At 57.8% G+C, this 17,169-nt stretch carries 18 protein-coding genes and 1 pseudogene; 6 read left to right on the top strand and 13 right to left on the bottom strand.

Annotated features, from left to right (window positions below):
• Positions 1-211 precede the first annotated feature (211 nt).
• On the bottom strand, positions 212-1,174 hold the full coding sequence (locus tag HBN79_RS10430) for an NAD(P)H-quinone oxidoreductase (protein WP_095002136.1): 963 nt from the start codon (positions 1,172-1,174) through the stop codon (positions 212-214).
• A gap of 139 nt (positions 1,175-1,313) precedes the next feature.
• Between HBN79_RS10430 and HBN79_RS10435 the strand changes: the two genes are divergently transcribed.
• Positions 1,314-3,395 carry a carboxy terminal-processing peptidase gene (locus tag HBN79_RS10435; protein WP_169916690.1) on the top strand — a complete coding sequence of 694 codons (2,082 nt, stop codon included), beginning with the start codon at positions 1,314-1,316 and terminating at the stop codon, positions 3,393-3,395.
• A 55-nt stretch (positions 3,396-3,450) separates the two neighbouring features.
• On the opposite strand, the gene HBN79_RS10440 is transcribed toward HBN79_RS10435, so the two are convergent.
• The 4 genes from HBN79_RS10440 to HBN79_RS10455 form a co-directional block, all read right to left on the bottom strand.
• Complete coding sequence (locus tag HBN79_RS10440; RefSeq protein WP_095019105.1) at positions 3,451-3,894, bottom strand: SEL1-like repeat protein; 444 nt, start codon at positions 3,892-3,894, stop codon at positions 3,451-3,453.
• On the bottom strand, positions 3,895-4,263 hold the full coding sequence (locus HBN79_RS10445) for a hypothetical protein (RefSeq protein ID WP_095002139.1): 369 nt from the start codon (positions 4,261-4,263) through the stop codon (positions 3,895-3,897).
• Entirely contained in the window at positions 4,260-4,601 is a 342-nt protein-coding gene (locus tag HBN79_RS10450) for a helix-turn-helix transcriptional regulator (protein ID WP_095019103.1), read from the bottom strand. Before HBN79_RS10450 ends, HBN79_RS10445 begins: the two co-directional genes overlap by 4 nt.
• A gap of 415 nt (positions 4,602-5,016) precedes the next feature.
• A complete protein-coding gene (locus HBN79_RS10455) occupies positions 5,017-5,736 on the bottom strand; it encodes an FKBP-type peptidyl-prolyl cis-trans isomerase (RefSeq protein WP_095002141.1) in 720 nt (239 codons plus the stop codon).
• Positions 5,737-5,983: 247 nt separating this feature from the next.
• Between HBN79_RS10455 and HBN79_RS10460 the strand changes: the two genes are divergently transcribed.
• The gene (locus tag HBN79_RS10460; protein WP_169916691.1) at positions 5,984-7,798 is read left to right on the top strand and encodes a di-heme-cytochrome C peroxidase; all 1,815 of its coding nucleotides are present in this window, start codon (positions 5,984-5,986) and stop codon (positions 7,796-7,798) included.
• 43 nt (positions 7,799-7,841) lie between these two features.
• On the top strand, positions 7,842-8,981 hold the full coding sequence (locus tag HBN79_RS10465) for a catalase family protein (protein ID WP_169916692.1): 1,140 nt from the start codon (positions 7,842-7,844) through the stop codon (positions 8,979-8,981).
• A gap of 140 nt (positions 8,982-9,121) precedes the next feature.
• Here the strand turns inward: HBN79_RS10465 and cysB are convergent, their stop codons facing one another.
• The 4 genes and pseudogenes from cysB to HBN79_RS10485 all read right to left on the bottom strand — a co-directional run bounded on the left by cysB (position 9,122) and on the right by HBN79_RS10485 (position 12,119).
• Positions 9,122-10,096 (bottom strand): HTH-type transcriptional regulator CysB, encoded by a 975-nt coding sequence (gene cysB, locus HBN79_RS10470; RefSeq protein WP_016780131.1) that lies wholly within the window; start codon positions 10,094-10,096, stop codon positions 9,122-9,124.
• 113 nt (positions 10,097-10,209) lie between these two features.
• Entirely contained in the window at positions 10,210-10,710 is a 501-nt protein-coding gene (locus tag HBN79_RS10475) for a universal stress protein (RefSeq protein ID WP_095002144.1), read from the bottom strand.
• Between the two features lie 94 nt (positions 10,711-10,804).
• Positions 10,805-11,722, bottom strand: a complete 918-nt coding sequence (locus HBN79_RS10480) for a 5'-nucleotidase (RefSeq protein WP_095002145.1) — start codon at positions 11,720-11,722, stop codon at positions 10,805-10,807.
• A gap of 38 nt (positions 11,723-11,760) precedes the next feature.
• Positions 11,761-12,119, bottom strand: a pseudogene (locus tag HBN79_RS10485) (thioredoxin).
• 25 nt (positions 12,120-12,144) lie between these two features.
• Between HBN79_RS10485 and HBN79_RS10490 the strand changes: the two are divergent.
• Both HBN79_RS10490 and HBN79_RS10495 read left to right on the top strand, forming a co-directional pair.
• Positions 12,145-12,591: a PilZ domain-containing protein gene (locus HBN79_RS10490; protein ID WP_095025125.1), complete on the top strand. Its 447-nt coding sequence runs from the start codon at positions 12,145-12,147 to the stop codon at positions 12,589-12,591.
• Positions 12,592-12,722: 131 nt separating this feature from the next.
• The gene (locus HBN79_RS10495; RefSeq protein ID WP_169916693.1) at positions 12,723-13,799 is read left to right on the top strand and encodes a 3-deoxy-7-phosphoheptulonate synthase; all 1,077 of its coding nucleotides are present in this window, start codon (positions 12,723-12,725) and stop codon (positions 13,797-13,799) included.
• Between the two features lie 115 nt (positions 13,800-13,914).
• Here the strand turns inward: HBN79_RS10495 and HBN79_RS10500 are convergent, their stop codons facing one another.
• Positions 13,915-14,196: a GNAT family N-acetyltransferase gene (locus HBN79_RS10500; protein WP_169916694.1), complete on the bottom strand. Its 282-nt coding sequence runs from the start codon at positions 14,194-14,196 to the stop codon at positions 13,915-13,917.
• A 496-nt stretch (positions 14,197-14,692) separates the two neighbouring features.
• On the opposite strand from HBN79_RS10500, the gene oprI reads away from it, so the two are divergent.
• Positions 14,693-14,944 (top strand): outer membrane lipoprotei OprI, encoded by a 252-nt coding sequence (oprI, locus tag HBN79_RS10505; protein WP_003172710.1) that lies wholly within the window; start codon positions 14,693-14,695, stop codon positions 14,942-14,944.
• A gap of 138 nt (positions 14,945-15,082) precedes the next feature.
• Here the strand turns inward: oprI and HBN79_RS10510 are convergent, their stop codons facing one another.
• The 3 genes from HBN79_RS10510 to HBN79_RS10520 all read right to left on the bottom strand — a co-directional run bounded on the left by HBN79_RS10510 (position 15,083) and on the right by HBN79_RS10520 (position 17,167).
• Complete coding sequence (locus tag HBN79_RS10510; RefSeq protein ID WP_095002149.1) at positions 15,083-16,111, bottom strand: L,D-transpeptidase family protein; 1,029 nt, start codon at positions 16,109-16,111, stop codon at positions 15,083-15,085.
• Positions 16,112-16,209: 98 nt separating this feature from the next.
• Positions 16,210-16,503 carry a hypothetical protein gene (locus tag HBN79_RS10515; protein ID WP_003446817.1) on the bottom strand — a complete coding sequence of 98 codons (294 nt, stop codon included), beginning with the start codon at positions 16,501-16,503 and terminating at the stop codon, positions 16,210-16,212.
• Positions 16,504-16,561: 58 nt separating this feature from the next.
• Positions 16,562-17,167 (bottom strand): arylesterase, encoded by a 606-nt coding sequence (locus HBN79_RS10520; protein ID WP_169916695.1) that lies wholly within the window; start codon positions 17,165-17,167, stop codon positions 16,562-16,564.
• Positions 17,168-17,169 lie beyond the last annotated feature (2 nt).

Below are 17,169 nucleotides of genomic sequence, written 5' to 3' on the forward strand. Positions count from 1 at the left end.
CACCGCGATTGACCTGCCAGACCCTATCGCCTGCATCGCAGGCAAGCCAGCTCCCACAGGTTTTGTGGCGCCCTTAAGGCCTGATGCTGGCCAGCTCTCGGCAAACGCCGCCCTGAAACTGTGGGAGCGGGCTTGCTCGCGATGGCATCACCGCGATTTGCCTGCCAGACCCTATCGCCTGTATCGCAGGCAAGCCAGCTCCCACAGAGGATCAGGTTAAGCTGCTGTCGATCACCAGCACCAGCTTGCCCGACACCTGGTTGCTGGCCAGTTCGGCAAACGCTGCCTGCGCGTCCTCAATCGGGAAGGTCTTGGCCAGTTGCGGACTCAGGCGGCCTTCGGTAAACAATGGCCATACCTGCTGCCCCAGATCACTGAGCAAATCCGCCTTGAACTGATCGCTGCGGCTGCGCAGGGTCGAGCCCAGCAACTGAATACGCTTGCCCAGGACCAGCGCCAGATCCAGCTCGGCCTTGCGCCCGCCCATCAGGCCAATCAACACCCAGCGCCCGTCCTGGGCCAGCAGTTTGAGGTTGGATTCGGCATAGTTGGCCCCCACAGGGTCCAGCACCACGTCGAAAGGCCCCAGCGCCTTGAGACTGTCCAGCCCCTCGGTACGCACCACGCCACCCTGGGCACCCAGCGCCTGACAGTAAGCCAGGCGCTCGGCCGAGCCCACGCTCACCCAGCACGGGCTGCCAAAGGCTTTGCACAGCTGAATGGCCGCTGAACCAACACCACTTGCCCCCGCGTGCAGCAATACTTTTTCGCCCGGCTTGAGCGCGGCCAGTTGAAACAGGTTCAGCCATGCCGTGCTGTACACCTCGGGCAATGCCGCAGCCTCCAGCAGCGACAAACCTTCAGGCACCGGCAGTGCATGACGGGCATCAACCACCACTTCCTCGGCCATGCCACCCCCGGCCAGCAAGGCACAGACGCGATCACCCACTTGCCAGGACGACCCTGGCCCTACTTCGCTGACCACACCTGAACACTCCAGGCCCAATACCTCACTGGCCCCCGGCGGCGGCGGATACAAGCCGGCGCTTTGCAACAGATCGGCCCGATTGAGTCCGGCTGCCGCCACACGAATACGGATTTGCCCTACATCACAGGTGGGGCTTGGCTCTTCAACCCACTTCACTTGACCTTCAACGCCTTGCAATGCTTTCACAGTGCCTCCATAGTGAGTCTGGACTGAGCCCGGAGCTGTTGCACCGGGCTTTTTGCATTATGCGACCGGTCCTTGATGGAACCGGCGACTTCAAAGACGGCCTAATATGCGTTATCAATTGCCCCCGCGTCGAATCAGCATGAAGCATTTATTCCCTAGCACCGCACTTGCCCTATTCATTGGCCTAGGCGTTTTGCCGTTTTCGGCCAATACGTTCGCCGCTAACAGTTGGGATAACCTTCAGCCCGATCGTGATGAGGTAATTGCCAGTCTTAACGTTGTTGAGCTGCTCAAGCGCCATCATTACAGCAAGCCGCCACTGGATGATGCCCGCTCGGCAATCATCTATGACAGCTATCTGAAGCTGCTCGACCCTTCGCGCAGTTACTTTCTGGCCAGCGATATTGCCGAATTCGACAAATGGAAATTCCAGTTTGACGACTTCCTCAAAAGCGGCGATCTGAACCCCGGTTTCATTATCTACAAACGCTATCTGGATCGCGTCAAATCGCGCCTGGACTTTGCGCTTGCCGAGTTGAACAAGGGCGTTGACTCGCTGGACTTCAATGCCAAGGAAACCCTGGAGATCGACCGCAAGGACGCTCCATGGCTCAAGACCGAAGCCGAACTCAACAACCTGTGGCGCAAACGCATCAAGGATGAAGTCCTGCGTCTGAAAATCGCCGGCAAAGAGCCTGCGAAAATCCAGGAACTGTTGACCAAGCGCTACAAGAATCAATTGTCGCGCCTTGACCAGACCCGCAGCGAAGACATCTTCCAGGCGTATATCAACACCTTCGCCATGTCTTACGATCCGCACACCAACTATCTGTCGCCAGATAACGCGGAAAACTTCGATATCAATATGAGCCTGTCGCTGGAAGGCATTGGCGCCGTGTTGCAGAGCGATAACGACCAGGTAAAAATTGTCCGTCTGGTGCCGGCAGGCCCGGCCGATAAAACCAAGCAGGTCGCACCGGCAGACAAGATCATCGGCGTTGCCCAGGGCGACAAAGAGATGGTCGACGTGATCGGCTGGCGTCTGGATGAAGTGGTCAAGCTGATTCGTGGCCCTAAAGGCTCCGTGGTGCGCCTGGAAGTGATTCCGGCGAGCAACGCACCCAATGACCAGACCAGCAAGATCGTGTCCATCACCCGTGAAGCGGTGAAGCTTGAAGAGCAGGCGGCGAAAAAGTCGATCCTCAACCTCAAGCAGGATGGCAAGAACTACAAGCTGGGCGTGATTGAAATTCCGGCGTTCTACCTGGACTTCAAGGCGTTCCGTGCTGGCGACCCGAACTACAAGAGCACCACCCGTGACGTTAAAAAACTGCTGACCGAGTTGCAGAAAGAAAAAGTCGATGGCGTGATTATCGACCTGCGCAACAACGGTGGCGGCTCGTTGCAGGAAGCCACCGAACTGACCAGCCTGTTTATCGACAAGGGCCCGACCGTGCTGGTGCGTAATGCAGACGGCAAGGTCGACGTGCTTGAAGACGAAAACCCCGGGGCGTTCTACAAAGGCCCTATGGCATTGCTGGTCAACCGCCTGTCGGCTTCGGCTTCGGAGATCTTCGCCGGTGCCATGCAGGACTACCACCGCGCGCTGATTATCGGCGGCCAGACGTTCGGCAAGGGCACGGTGCAAACCATCCAGCCGCTGAATCACGGTGAGCTGAAACTGACCCTGGCCAAGTTCTACCGGGTTTCCGGCCAGAGCACCCAGCATCAGGGCGTTCTGCCCGACGTCGCCTTCCCGTCGATTATCGACACCAAGGAAATCGGCGAAAGCGCACTGCCTGAAGCCATGCCGTGGGACACCATCCGTCCTGCGATCAAGCCCGCCGTCGACCCGTTCAAGCCTTATATCGACAAGCTCAAGGCCGAGCACGAAGCCCGGGTGGCCAAGGATGCCGAGTTCATCTTTATCCGTGACAAACTGGCCCTGGCCGAGAAGCTGATGGCCGAAAAGACCGTCAGCCTCAACGAAGCCGAGCGTCGCGCCCAGCACGCCGATATCGATGCCAAGCAGTTGGTGATGGAAAACGCCCGCCGCCAGGCCAAGGGCGAAGCGCCGCTCAAGGAAATGAAGAAAGAAGACGAAGATGCACTGCCGGTCGAGCCTGAAAAGACCAAGCCGGAAGATGACGCCTATCTGAGTGAAACCGGGCGGATTCTGCTGGACTACCTCAAGCTCACCTCACAGGTGGCCAAGAAGTAAGTCAGGCAGGTAAAAAAAGGGCGGCCCGCATGATGCGGGCCGCCCTTTTTATTGGCTAACGGTAAAGCCTGGCCATCTGCGGGTCAGCCATCAACCCCGGGCCACCCTGTTGATACAGCACCGCCAGCTTGTGCCCTGCCAGCGGGTGCCCGGCTTTTGCCGCCATCGTCCACCAGCGTGCAGCCTCGGCAGCGTCAGGCGTCTTGCTCAGCGTCCCTGCCAGGCTGAAAACGCCTACCTGGTAGGCTGCCTTGGCGTCACCACTGAGTGCCGCCAGACGCAACAAACGCACCCCCTCCTCCCTGGCGCCCATCCCTTGACCGCGAAAGGCCAGGATATGGCCGTAGAAACTTTGGGCACTGGTGCTGCCGAGGTTGGCCATGCGTGCGAACTGGCCCTCCATCCAGCGCCAGATACGCGGCTGACGGACACACCATGGCCAGTGAAACAACTTGCGCGCCAGCCAGTAACTCAGGCGCGCCTTGAGCCGCCAGAGCACTCAAGCCTCCTCGTGCTCGTAAACATACTCGAACACCCGCACCACCTCTGAGGCATGCCAGGACGCAGCGGCAATCCCGTCCGGCGGGCCGGGGAAACGCCCGAGGCGCTCCACGCATTCGAAAAAACCGGTACGTGGCAGACGGCTTGCACCCTGGCTGATCACCAACGAACTGCGCAATGGCTGATCGGCCTTGGCATCCATCGCCGCCAGATGTTCAAGTGCGGCGGTGAGGGTCAACATGGCGGGGCTCGGCAATTGCAACCGTTCCAGTAATGCACGGTAAGTCAGCAAGTGGCGCTGTCGACGCGCCTGATCGAGTTCAGCCAACAACCCATCCCAGTGTTGACGACTGATGCGCACGTTCATGATGCTTCCCTCCAGCCTGCGATACCAAGCTCCCAGGCCAAGCTGCGACGGATAGCGAGGTCTGGCAGACGCTCGCCGGTTTCGATCATTCCCAGATATGACGGACTAATGCCTACCGTGCGTGCCAGCACCTCAAGGGCCAGGCCCTTGTTCTCGCGCAAGTGACGCAACTGATCGAGTCCGGGGTGCACCTGCTCGGGTGCCGGTGGCTGCAGATCCTTGTCAGGCTCGGCAACTGGCTCCTGGACTCCAGCAGCCTTGAGCAGTGCCTGATAACTCTCCCATGAAAGAACGGCGTATTCAGGCTCACCATTACGCTTGATGATTTGAAGATCCATTACTAAACCCCGTCAGACTTTTTTCGTAAATCGAGTCAGAACTTTCCCTTTGAGCTTAATCCTATCAGCCGCGAAGGTCTCTGGGGTTTTCACTCAAAAGTGAATAATTTGTGAAAAGAACCGAAAAAGCCGTCATTTGCTGAAAATGTTATCCACACAAATTGTGGATAACCTTGTGAACAGAGCTGTTTTTCAACCCTGAAAGGCCCGTCCCATAAGGGCTGTACTCAGATCGGGCATTTTTTACACACATAAAAAAACCCATAAATTCATTGACTTGGCAGTCAGCAACTACTAGCCAAGAGAACTTATGGGTATTGAAAATACTGCAGGACAAAGCCTACAGAAACAAAAGGTGGACTACATAAACGACAACGCCCCGTCGAGACGGGGCGTTGCCTGTACCAGAAGCTGCTTACTGGGCAGCGTCTTGTGCCGGTTTTGCAGGGTCTTTGATGCCCAGCAGCTCCAGGTCGAATACCAGCACCGAATTGGCTGGGATAGCCGGGCTCGGGCTTTGCGCGCCGTAAGCCAGTTCGCTAGGGATATACAGCTTGTACTTCTCGCCAACGTGCATCAGTTGCAGGCCTTCAACCCAACCCGGGATCACGCCGCTAACCGGCAGATCAATCGGGCTGCCGCGCTCAACCGAGCTGTCGAACACCTTGCCGTCGATCAGTTTGCCTTCGTAGTGAACAGTGACTACGTCGGTAGCTTTTGGCTGAGGGCCATCGGCTTTCTTGATAACTTCGTACTGCAAGCCGGAAGCGGTAGTGACAACACCGGCCTTCTTGCCATTTTCTTCGAGGAATTTTTTGCCTGCCGCAGAGGCTTCTTCACTCATTTTGGTCAGACGTTCTTCGGCACGTTTTTGCAGGGCTGCGAACGCTTCGATCAGTTCGTCATCCTTGAGCTTTTGCTCTTTTTTGCCGACGGCATCTTCGATGCCCTGGGCTACGGCCTTGGAATCCAGATCATCCATGCCTTCTTGAGCCAGGCTCTTGCCCATGTTCAGGCCAATGCCGTACGAGGCTTTTTGCGCCGGAGTTTTCAGCTCTACGCTGGTCTGCGAATCACAACCCGCCAGTACCAGGCTTACCAGGGCCACAGCTGCCGCCAACCGATGCTGTTTCATGCTATTTCCTTGTTCATGCGCCAAATGGGCAATCGAATAAAGCCGCGAGCTTATCAGGCGGCCGCGACCAATGGCTACCGGCATAAGAGAGGCAATTGGTGGATAAGTTCATGCATTAATAACAATTCATTTTAGCCGCAACTTTTGTTAACACATCGGTAAACCCGGCAATGCACCTCCCTGCTCTCTTGATGCCTGACCGCAGCTGAGGCATAAGGCTGTAATTATTTTTACAAGGAGCGTTACTGTGCGTCTGTTTTACCGTGTTTTGCTGGGGCTGCTGGTGGCTGTAGCCATGGGCCTTGGCCTGGTGATCTATTTTGTCGCCAATCCAAAACTGCCGGCCTACCAGCCTGTGCAGCAACTGCACTACCTGGATCAGTGGAGTCCTGCTGAGCGCCAGACCTACTACTACACCCCCCAGGGCACTCAGGTTAAAGGCCTGCATTACGACTGGTTCAGCGCCCTGGAGCTGCCGTTTTCCAAACAACCCTTCGCGGCCCCCGAGTACCTGGCGCGCTTCGGCTTTCTGGTGGACCCCAAGCAGCAGGCCAGTGCTGCCAACCCGGGTAACCTGCCAGTAGGCTTTACCCGCCACCAGAACCCCGGCAGCAACGTGGAGTATCTGGATATCACCTGCGCGGCCTGCCACACCGGCGAATTGCGTTTCAAAGGCCAGGCGGTGCGCATTGACGGGGCTCCGGCACAGCATGTGCTGCCATCGAGCGTGCCAACCCTGCGCGGCGGCAGCTTCGGCCAGGCGCTGGTCGCCAGCCTCGCAGCGACCTACTACAACCCGTGGAAATTCGAACGATTCGCCCGCACCGTACTGGGCGATCAATATGATGCGCAGCACCAGCAACTGCGCAAGGACTTCAAGGCATCGCTGGACACCTTCCTAGGCGTGGCCTGGAACGATACCCATCGCGGCCTTTATCCGACACTCGAAGGCCCGGGCCGTACCGATGCCTTCGGCCGGATCGCCAACGCCAGTTTCGGCGACGCGATTTCCCCCGACAACTATCGCGTGGCCAATGCCCCGGTAGACTATCCGCACCTGTGGGACATGTGGACCTTCGACTGGGTGCAGTGGAACGGGTCAGCCAAGCAGCCGATGGCACGCAACATCGGTGAGGCGCTTGGCGTGGGCGCGACCCTGAGCTTTTTCGACAAACATGGCCAACCCCTGCAGGGCGATGCCCGTTATCCGTCCAGTGTTCGCGTCAACGATCTGCACCTGATCGAAGAAACCCTGCAAAAGCTCAAACCACCGGTCTGGCCTGAAGCGCTGTTCGGTAAAATTGACCGCCCACTGGCGGCCAAGGGTCGAACCCTGTTCAGCGAAAACTGCGCCGGTTGCCATGTGCCGCCTGAAGTTGAAGAAAACGGGCGGATGGTCAAGCAACTCAAGTTGCTGCCTGTGGAAATGATCGGTACCGACCCCAATACCGCCAATAATATCGCCGACAACCGCTACGACCTCAGTGCGCTGCAATGGGACGCAGAGGAGCTGGCCAGGATGAACGTCGACCTGTACCCCAGGACCGACGCACCTCTGGACATGAGCAAGCTGTCTGTGGCCAAGGGCCTGGCCTATGTCACCGCCTTTGTTGAAAAGCGTGCCTATCACGATGCCAATATCGGCCCCGAAGAACAGGATCGCCTCAACGGCTTTGGCTTGCCGATCGGCGTATTGGAGGTGCGTGCCTACAAGGCGCGGCCGCTGGACGGGATCTGGGCCACAGCACCCTTCCTGCACAATGGTTCGGTGCCTACGGTGTACCAATTGCTCTCGCCTCAGGCCGAGCGTGATCAGACCTTTTATCGCGGCAGTTTTGAATATGACCCGCGCCACCTGGGCTATCGCACCGAGGCCTTTGACGGCGGTTTTGTACTCGATACCCGCATCAGCGGCAACCACAACAGCGGTCACGAGTTCCGCGCCGGCCCTCGCGGCAACGGGGTCATCGGGCGCCTGCTGCAACCCGAAGAACGCTGGGCATTGCTGGAGTACCTGAAAGTGCTCGGCGGTCCTCTTGAGCAGGAATTGCCACAGCCATGAAAGATCTCCGTCATCTGAAAAAAATCGCTAAAAGGATGTTTGCATGCTGACCACTTTCTGGCTTCGACTCGGCAAATGGCTGGGCAAGCTGCTTTTACTGCTCGTTGCCCTGGGCTTGTTCGGTTGGGCGCTGGCCTCCGGCTGGTACGCCTGGCAACATCGCGGGCCGGTTTCGGCGCGCGAGCAGATCCCGGACGGTGAAGCCGCCATGACCCGGGACACCATCCAGACCGCAATCCGCATCGTCGACCAGCACCGCGAAAACACCCGCTACTTGCGCGATGCCCATGCCAAGGCCCACGGCTGCGTCAAGGCCGAAGTCGAGGTACTAGCCGACCTCGACCCGGCGCTGCGCCAGGGTGTGTTTGCCACGCCGGGCAAAACCTGGCAAGCGGTGATGCGCCTGTCCAATGGCAACGCCTACCCGCAGTTCGACAGCATTCGCGATGCCCGCGGCATGGCCATCAAGTTGCAGGACGTGCCCGGCACTCAACTGATGCCAGGCCAGCAAGGGCGCACCGAGCAGGACTTTGTGATGTTCAACCATCCCAATTTCTTTGTCAGCGATGTCGCTGAATACCGCCAGAACATCGGCGCGCAAGCCGATGGCAAAAAGGTTCTGGCATTCTTCCCGTCCTGGGACCCGCGCAGCTGGCAAGTGCGCCATCTGTTTATCGCCCTGGCTACCCTGGCGCCTGCCCCGACCAGCCCGACACAAACGACATATTTTTCTGTGTCGCCCTACAAGTTCGGCACAACCAATGCCAAGTACCGCGTAGCCCCTGACCCCGACAGTTGCCCGGCTTACAGCCTGCCCAAGCAGAATGAGGCGCTGCCCAATTTTTTGCGTAACGCCTTGAACCAGCAACTGTCAACGGATCGGGTGCCCGCCTGCTTTGTGCTGCAGATCCAGCGTCAGGACGCCAATCGTTTTATGCCGATCGAAGACACCAGCATCGAGTGGAAAGAATCGGACGCGCCCTTTGAAACCGTCGCACGGGTCAAGGTGCCAGCCCAGGACTTTGACACACCAGGCCAGAATCTGGCTTGTGACAACCTGTCGTTCAGCCCATGGCATGGCATTGAGGAACACCGGCCGATTGGCGGGATCAACCGCCTGCGCAAGGCGGTGTATGACGCGGTCAGCGACTATCGCCACGCACGCAACGCCGAGCAGCAATAACCCGCTCATTCGACAACGGGTGCGAACCAAATGTGGGAGCGGGCTTGCTCGCGATGCAGACGGCGCGATCCTTGAATCAGATCGCGTCGATGCCATCGCGGGCAAGCCCGCTCCCACAGGGGTAGTTCAGGGCCGGCGAATCAGTGAACCGGCAATTCCACGCCTTCAAACAGCTCTTCCAGCTCTTGCTTGTTGTGGCAGGCAATCGCTTTGGCCATCACTTCACGGGTGAGGTGCGGGGCAAATTTTTCGATAAAGTCGCACATGAATCCGCGCAGGAAAGTGCCACGACGGAAACCGATTTTGGTGATGCTGGACTCGAACAGCTCGCTGGCATCAAGGACCACCAGATCTTTATCCAGATTGGTGTCGACGGCCATTTTGGCCACGATGCCAACACCCAGGCCCAAACGCACATAGGTTTTGATCACGTCGGCGTCGGCAGCGGTAAATACCACTTTAGGGGTCAGGCCACGATGGCTGAACGCCTCGTCGAGCTTGGAGCGACCGGTAAAGCCGAACACATAGGTCACGATCGGGTATTCGGCCAGCGCTTCGAGGGTCAGCTTTGGCAGTTTGGTCAGCGGGTGACCCTGAGGCACCACGACGCAGCGATTCCAGCGGTAGCACGGCATCATCACCAGGTCGCCGAACAGCTCAAGGGCTTCAGTGGCAATGGCAAAATCGACAGTGCCATCGGCGGCCATCTCGGCGATCTGCATGGGCGAACCCTGGTGCATATGCAGGGCTACGTCCGGATACTGCTTGATAAAGTTGCTGATCACCGGCGGCAATGCATAACGCGCCTGGGTGTGGGTGGTGGCAATCGACAGCGTACCCTTTTTCTCGTTGGAGAATTCCTGGGCGATCTGCTTGATGCTTTCGACCTTGCGCAGGATCTCGCCAGCGGTCGTGATGATGCGCTCGCCAGCCGGAGTGACGCGAGTCAGATGTTTGCCGCTGCGGGCAAATACCTCGACGCCCAGTTCGTCTTCAAGCAGGCGGATCTGTTTGCTGATACCCGGCTGTGAGGTGTAAAGACTCTGCGCGGTGGCCGAAACGTTGAGGTCGTGGTGCGCCACTTCCCAGATGTAGCGCAATTGTTGAAGCTTCATATGCATCCCTCAAAGCTGATAGGCGCCAAGGCATCGGCGGCGATATATAACTATATGGAAGGTTGGAATAAGAAATCTAGAACTTTTTTATCATTTTTATTGATTCATCAGCCTTACACATCAGCACTGCGCCGGCGCTGCATCAGGGGCACCAGATACACCGGTATCTTGGCCAGCTCGATAACTCGGGCGGCCGTACGCCCCAAATGCGATTCGCCCCCCGAGGGCTGGGCATGACTGCCCAGTATGAGCAGGTCTACTGAAAGCTTTTGCGACTGCTCCAGAATGACGTGTGAAGGCTCCCCTTGAATAACCTTGACCGATCGGATCAAGGCCAGTTCCTGTTCCCACCCCGCCAACTCTTCGCGAAGACTCTCCAATACCCGCAACTCGATATTGGAAAGCATTGTGCTCATGCCCTGCTGGTGCAGCTCGCTCAACGCCTGCTCATCGAGATAGCTCTGCAGTACCGACTCGGCAAACAGGCCCATGGGCTCAACCACATGCAACACAAACAGATCGGCGCTGAAACTGCGGGCCATTCCAAGCGCATGCTGCATCACAACGGGCGCGTAAATGCCGAGGTCAGTGGCGTACAGGATTGAGCGAATCATGCGACCTTCCCGACAGCGTCAATATACGAAGTAAGTTGAGCTTAGCAGCGTCGGGACAAGTGCGATGCTCCGCTCGGCAACTCGCCGGCAATGCTTATTCGGGGGCGAAATCCCTGGATTCATTGCTGATGCCGTGAGGCACATGGCCGGTCGCCACCACCTGGCGCGCCCTCTCGCAATGACCGGCCTGGTCATCAAAAAATACATCCGCAGCAAAGGCTTCGAGAAAGGCCGATTTATCCAGCCCGCCCAGAAAAAGCGATTCATCCAGACGAATGTCCCAGTCACGCAACGTGCGGATCACCCGTTCATGGGCAGGAGCCGAACGGGCAGTGACCAGCGCAGTGCGAATCGGGCAGTTGTCATCGGGGAACTCGCGTTGCAACAGGTTTAAAGCCTCCAGAAAGCCCTTGAAGGGCCCGCCCCGCAGCGGATTGCGCGCAGATTCGCGCTCAAGGGACTGAAATGCCTCCAGGCCTCCGGACTGGAAAACCCGCTCCGACTCGTCGGAAAACAGCACCGCATCACCGTCAAAGGCAATCCGCAGTTCATTGCTTTCGGCACGCAGTGAGCCACCCGAGAGAATGGTTGCGGCTGCAAAACCCGCATCCAGGGCACTGCGCACATCCTCGGCATGGGTCGACAAAAACAGATCACAACCAAAAGCATTGAGATAGGGATGGGGGTTGCGCCCGCCCGAGAACGCTGCCCGGGAAATATTCAGGCCGTAATGCTGGATCGAATTGAACACCCGCAGCCCGGTATCGGCGCTGTTACGCGAGACCAGCACCACCTCGACCCGCTCCCGGCCAAGGCTGGCATTAAAGCTCAGGAGCTTCTTGACCAGCGCAAAGGCATCCCCCGGGGCCAGTACTTCATCTTCATGTTCGATCTGGTATTGCCGGTACGCCTCGATCCCCTGGGCCAGGTACACCTGATGGCTATCGCTCAAGTCGAACAGGGCCCGAGAAGAAATGGCCAGCACCAGCTTGCCCTTTAAGCCTTTGCTCATATCGCCTCCACAGCACTAAAGCGGGTTCAAACGTTGCTTCACGGTAGCTCGTCAGGTTCAAGCATCAAGGCCAGCCGAACATGATGTGCCAGCTCACCTTCGCTCAGGCGCGATTTCAACTCACCGTAAAAGGCCCCGTTGTGCACCACAAACAGGCTAGGCAGATGGAAAATTTCGTAGCGCTCGACCAACCCGCCGTTGTTGCCGGCATCAATCCAGCACAACCGTTCAACGGGCAATTGCATGCCGGGCAGCATGCGCCGGGCCACCCGGCACGCCGAACAGCCCGCACCGGTAAAGATGACCAGCGAGGTGCCGGGAAGTGCCAGCAGTAGCTGGTCGGCATCAAAGTCAGTCAGTTCCATCGCAGTCACTATACTCATAAGACAATACTAATTTAATGGCACCTGGAGTCCGAATTCATGGGTCGTTTTTTACCTCACCCAGATGATATTCCCGTTGAGATAACGCTACGCAACCAACCTTCACTGCCGCGCCAGAAGCTGCACTCTATCAGCCTCGGCGGCGTGGCATGCAACAGCGACAGAAGCTGGCGATGCGGCACCGCCGTTGATATGTCCATGCCTACCCTGGGGGAAAACGCACGTTATCCGGGCTATATAGCCTGGTGCCAAAAGCGCAAGGAGGGTTACCGCATCGGCGTTGCCTTGATTGATGAACAAACCCTGTTTGGCGCGCGAATGGGCGAACAGGTCTGTCAGATCGAACACTTCTCACGCCTGCAGCAGCAACAAAGCCCCTGCCCCCAGGACCTGCAAGCCCTGGCTCTGGAATGGGTCACTCATCACGCCGTGGAGTTCTCGCAAGCCACCATGGACCACGCAATGGCGCAGGCCGTGCTGGATTAAAGCTGTACCTGCCCATTGTCGACCTACCGGATAACGCGTTAAGGTTCGGCTCCCCGATGCGCTCAATCAAGCTGTGCTCCGCCGCACGGGGATCGCTGGCGGCCGGCACCCGTGACCTGACGAGTAACACGATGGCTGATTTACCGATCGACGACCTAAACGTTGCCTCCAACGAAACCCTGATCACCCCTGAACAGCTCAAACGCGAGATTCCTCTCAGCGAAACAGCGCTGCGGACCGTGACCAAAGGGCGCGAGGTGATTCGCAACATCCTGGATGGCACTGACCATCGACTGTTCGTTGTCATCGGGCCTTGCTCGATTCACGATCTCAAGGCTGCCCATGAATACGCCGAGCGCCTGAAGGTGCTTGCGGCTGAAGTCAGCGACACGCTGTATCTGGTCATGCGGGTTTATTTCGAAAAGCCCCGTACCACCGTGGGCTGGAAAGGCCTTATCAACGACCCGTATCTGGACGACTCGTTCAAGATCCAGGACGGTCTGCATATTGGTCGCAAGCTGCTGCTGGACCTGGCCGAAATGGGCCTGCCAACCGCAACTGAAGCCCTCGACCCGATTTCCCCGCAGTACTTGCAGGACCTCATCAGCTGGTCGGCCATCGGCGCACGCACCACTGAGTCCCAGACTCACCGTGAAATGGCGTCCGGCCTGTCTTCGGCCGTAGGCTTCAAGAACGGTACCGATGGCGGCCTGACGGTTGCGATCAATGCCTTGCAGTCGGTTTCAAGCCCGCATCGTTTCCTGGGTATCAACCAGGAAGGCGGCGTGTCGATCGTCACCACCAAGGGCAATGCCTACGGTCATGTGGTATTGCGCGGCGGCAACGGCAAACCGAACTATGACTCCGTCAGCGTTGCGCTCTGCGAGCAGGCACTGACCAAGGCCAGGATCACCCCGAACATCATGGTCGATTGCAGCCACGCCAATTCCAACAAGGACCCGGCCCTGCAGCCGCTGGTCATGGAAAACGTGGCCAACCAGATCGTCGAGGGCAACCAGTCGATTATCGGTCTGATGGTTGAGAGTCACTTGAACTGGGGCTGCCAGGCAATTCCTAAAAACCTTGAAGACTTGCACTACGGCGTGTCGATCACTGATGCCTGCATCGACTGGTCGGCTACCGAGACCACCTTGCGCAGCATGCATGCCAAGCTCAAGGATGTGTTGCCAAAGCGCACCCGCGGCTAACAGCCCATGTGGGAGCGGGCTTGCTCGCTCCCACAATAGTTTGGCGCCAGTTCCGCACGGTTGCAGACGCACACAAAAACGCCGGGCATGCCCGGCGTTTTTGTGTGCGTGTTCTTCAGGTATTGGCCTGAGGGCGCTTGTGGCGTTCCATATAGCGCTCAACGTATGAACACGAGGGAATCACCTCATAGCCCATCTTGTCTGCGTAATCGAGCGCCTGCTCCGTCAAGGCTGCCGCAATACCCCGACCACGCAGGGCGTTAGGCACAAACGTGCGATAGATATCCAGAGTCTGCTTACCCAGATCCATGTAGGTCAGGTAAGCACGATGACCGTCGACAGTGGTCTCAAACTGGTGACCTGCATGGTCATGGTGGATAGACAACGCCTCGCTCATCATTGCTCCTCGCGGGTCTTGTAGTGTGACCCCTACCTTACTGATGTTTTTCCGCCGAGGGAACTACTACGCCATCACGCACGCGCTGCCAGCCCGGGATGTGCCGGCAGGCCTGATTAGAGAGTAGCCACTCTAGTGCAAATGTTCACTTCCCGGGGCAGCCAGTTGTCAGCAGATCAGGCCCGCCCCAACGTTTCGCCGGCCCGACATCCTTGACCCGGCCCTGAACATTTTCCGGAAGGTGGAGGCTATGACGTTCAACCGCACTTAAAGTCACGCTGCGCCATCACTCTGATGCCACTTCGTGCACTCCAAACTGACTGTTTTACAAACACAATCTGTTAAAGCTAGCCTACCGAGATTGCCAGCCAATTATTTTTTTTGGTTCTTGCGCTAGGTCATTTTACTTACTACAAGTAATGGGTACTATGTACGCCGGCTGTTTCCTCACTTTGAAGGAACAGCTTCAATTAGAAAGTCCTTGAAGGGGAACACGATGAACAACGTTCTGAAATTCTCTGCTCTGGCATTGGCCGCAGTTCTGGCTACCGGTTGCAGCAGCGTATCTAAAGAAACTGAAGCCCGTCTGACTGCAACTGAAGATGCAGCAGCTCGCTCCCAGGCTCGTGCTGACGAAGCCTACCGTAAAGCTGATGAAGCTCTGGCTGCTGCTCAAAAAGCACAACAGACTGCTGACGAAGCTAACGAGCGCGCTCTGCGCATGCTTGAAAAAGCAAGCCGCAAGTAATAGTCCTTCGGGACTGTTATCAAGCCGACCTATTTATAGGTCGGCTTTTTTATTGCCTGCCGGTCACTAAACAGGCAATAAAAAAGCCGCCAGGGGTATTAACCGGGGCGGCTTTTTATTGCGCTTGTTCAGTACGGCTTACTGCACATAATCCAGCGACTGGCCAGTAGCCATACCGGTATTGGTTGTGCCGATTACTGCAGGTATGCCGGTTTCTGCTCCCACTACCGGGAATGCCAGATCCTTGTCTATCTGGATGCTGTTTTCAAGGTCCTGATGCTTGAGCAGGAAGTTCATGAAGCCTGCGTACTTGTTCTGCAAGTCTTCAGGGGTCAAGTGCGACTTGTCGCTCACGGCCAGCAACGAACCATCCTTCACGTTCAACGGCTCGTGAACTTCAAGGAACACCTTGCCGCCACTGACGCCAATTTTGTACGGCTCGTTGATGATCCGCACCGGCGTACCCACCGGCACCATCTGCGCCATTTGCAGCACGTTCTGGTTAAGCATGCGGAAGCAGCCGTGGCTGGTGCCCGTGCCAATGCCGAACTTGGCGTTGGAGCCGTGGATCAGGTAGCCCGGCATGCCGAGGGTGAACTTGAACGGACCCAGCGGGTTATCGGGGCCTGCGGGCACCACGTTAGGTAGCGGGTCGCCATTTTTGGCGTGCTCGGCCTTGATCGAAGCCGGCGGTGTCCAGGTCGGATTGGGCGTCTTTGCGGTGATTTTGGTTTGCCCCAGCGGCGATCCCCAACCTTCGCGGCCAATCCCCAGCGGGAAGGTGTAAACCTTGTTCTGGTCCTTGGGATAATAATACAGGCGGTATTCGGCGAGGTTGATCACGATCCCCTCACGCTTGCCCGGCGGCAGGATGAACTGGGTCGGCAACACGATATCGGTATCGACGAGGGTGCCGTCCGGGTTCTTTTTGACCGGCAGCCAGGCGTCTACCCCGGGGTTGGCAGCGATCATTTCCGAATAGCCCAGCTCGTACTGGTTACCCAGGTCGGCAAAGGAGTCTTCGTACTTGCCTTTGATCACCTGCACTTCGCCAACGACATCTTCGCCAGGCGGTGGCAGCGGGAATTCAAGCGCGACCGCGGGACCCGCAACACAAAGTGCGGCAACGGACAGGTAGCGGGTAACTGCAGGTAGGCGCGACAACATCCGGAACATCCTTCGCATAATCAACGGGGGACAAAAAAAGGGAGTGTACACCGCGCCCACGGGGAGCGTGAGCCGGTCAGGGCATCAAACAGGTAAGATCATAGTTCAAAGCGCAACTCTGGCCAGATGGGCTCCGTGCCCCGGCGCTGCGACTCGATGATTGCCCGGCACAGCGGGCATAACCGGTGGTCCTGAAACACCTTGCGGGTGACATCCGACCAACGCGGTTGCGCCGGCAGCAATGAGCCACATAAGGTGCGGTCAATGGTGCCTCCCAGCTCCAGTTGACGTGTCACCAGATGCACCCGTACCTCCTGGCAGGCGAACAGATCGAGCTGCTCATCGGGCTCGATCAGTTGATAGGCATATAAAGACCAGGCAGGACGCGACATCGAGGGCTCCAAATCGGGGGGGCGCCACCTTAGCCGAAACACTGCCACTAGAAAAGCATCAAAGCAGGGGTTTTAACGCCGGCCACACATTATCCAGCAAAAGCCCCTGCGCACCGACTGCCGGGTGGATGCGATCGGCCTGCATCAGTTCGGGCTTGCCGCCCACGCCCTCAAGCAAAAACGGCACCAGGGCAACGTTTTTTTCCTTGCCCAGCTCGCTGTACACCGCAGCAAAAGCCCGGGTGTAACGCGCGCCATAATTGGGCGGCAATTGCATCCCCAACAGCAACACCTTGGCACCCGCCTGCTGCGAGGCATCGATCATTCCTGCAAGATTTTGTTTCAATTGCGCAGGGAGCTGCCCGCGCAGGCCATCGTTGCCACCCAGCTCGACAATCACTACATCCGGTTTATGCTCTGCAAGCAGCGCAGGAAGCCGCGCCAGCCCTCCGGCGCTGGTGTCGCCACTGATCGAAGCATTGACCACCTTGTCGTCGCAGCCTTGCTCCCTGAGCCGCTGTTCGAGCAAAGACACCCATCCCTGACGGGTATCCAGGCCGAAAGCCGCGCTGATACTATCGCCGACGATCAAGATAGTTCCCGCCGTTGCCGTCTGTGCCACGCACATCAGGGCCAGAGCAACACTTAAAAACCACACACGCATTG

The organism is Pseudomonas sp. WS 5051 (genome assembly GCF_012985715.1).
Taxonomy (GTDB): Bacteria; Pseudomonadota; Gammaproteobacteria; order Pseudomonadales; family Pseudomonadaceae; genus Aquipseudomonas; species Aquipseudomonas bubulae.

What these genes read in the sequence shown, in the direction of transcription:
- cysB (WP_016780131.1), bottom strand. Translation starts at nt 10,096, where the DNA reads ATGAAGCTTCAACAATTGCGCTACATCTGGGAAGTGGCGCACCACGAC.
- HBN79_RS10450 (WP_095019103.1), bottom strand. Translation starts at nt 4,601, where the DNA reads ATGGATCTTCAAATCATCAAGCGTAATGGTGAGCCTGAATACGCCGTT.
- HBN79_RS10475 (WP_095002144.1), bottom strand. Translation starts at nt 10,710, where the DNA reads ATGATTCGCTCAATCCTGTACGCCACTGACCTCGGCATTTACGCGCCC.
- HBN79_RS10435 (WP_169916690.1), top strand. Translation starts at nt 1,314, where the DNA reads ATGAAGCATTTATTCCCTAGCACCGCACTTGCCCTATTCATTGGCCTA.
- HBN79_RS10515 (WP_003446817.1), bottom strand. Translation starts at nt 16,503, where the DNA reads ATGTCGCGTCCTGCCTGGTCTTTATATGCCTATCAACTGATCGAGCCC.
- HBN79_RS10500 (WP_169916694.1), bottom strand. Translation starts at nt 14,196, where the DNA reads ATGAGCGAGGCGTTGTCTATCCACCATGACCATGCAGGTCACCAGTTT.
- HBN79_RS10455 (WP_095002141.1), bottom strand. Translation starts at nt 5,736, where the DNA reads ATGAAACAGCATCGGTTGGCGGCAGCTGTGGCCCTGGTAAGCCTGGTA.
- HBN79_RS10495 (WP_169916693.1), top strand. Translation starts at nt 12,723, where the DNA reads ATGGCTGATTTACCGATCGACGACCTAAACGTTGCCTCCAACGAAACC.
- HBN79_RS10445 (WP_095002139.1), bottom strand. Translation starts at nt 4,263, where the DNA reads ATGAACGTGCGCATCAGTCGTCAACACTGGGATGGGTTGTTGGCTGAA.
- HBN79_RS10465 (WP_169916692.1), top strand. Translation starts at nt 7,842, where the DNA reads ATGCTGACCACTTTCTGGCTTCGACTCGGCAAATGGCTGGGCAAGCTG.
- oprI (WP_003172710.1), top strand. Translation starts at nt 14,693, where the DNA reads ATGAACAACGTTCTGAAATTCTCTGCTCTGGCATTGGCCGCAGTTCTG.
- HBN79_RS10520 (WP_169916695.1), bottom strand. Translation starts at nt 17,167, where the DNA reads ATGCGTGTGTGGTTTTTAAGTGTTGCTCTGGCCCTGATGTGCGTGGCA.
- HBN79_RS10510 (WP_095002149.1), bottom strand. Translation starts at nt 16,111, where the DNA reads ATGTTGTCGCGCCTACCTGCAGTTACCCGCTACCTGTCCGTTGCCGCA.
- HBN79_RS10490 (WP_095025125.1), top strand. Translation starts at nt 12,145, where the DNA reads ATGGGTCGTTTTTTACCTCACCCAGATGATATTCCCGTTGAGATAACG.
- HBN79_RS10480 (WP_095002145.1), bottom strand. Translation starts at nt 11,722, where the DNA reads ATGAGCAAAGGCTTAAAGGGCAAGCTGGTGCTGGCCATTTCTTCTCGG.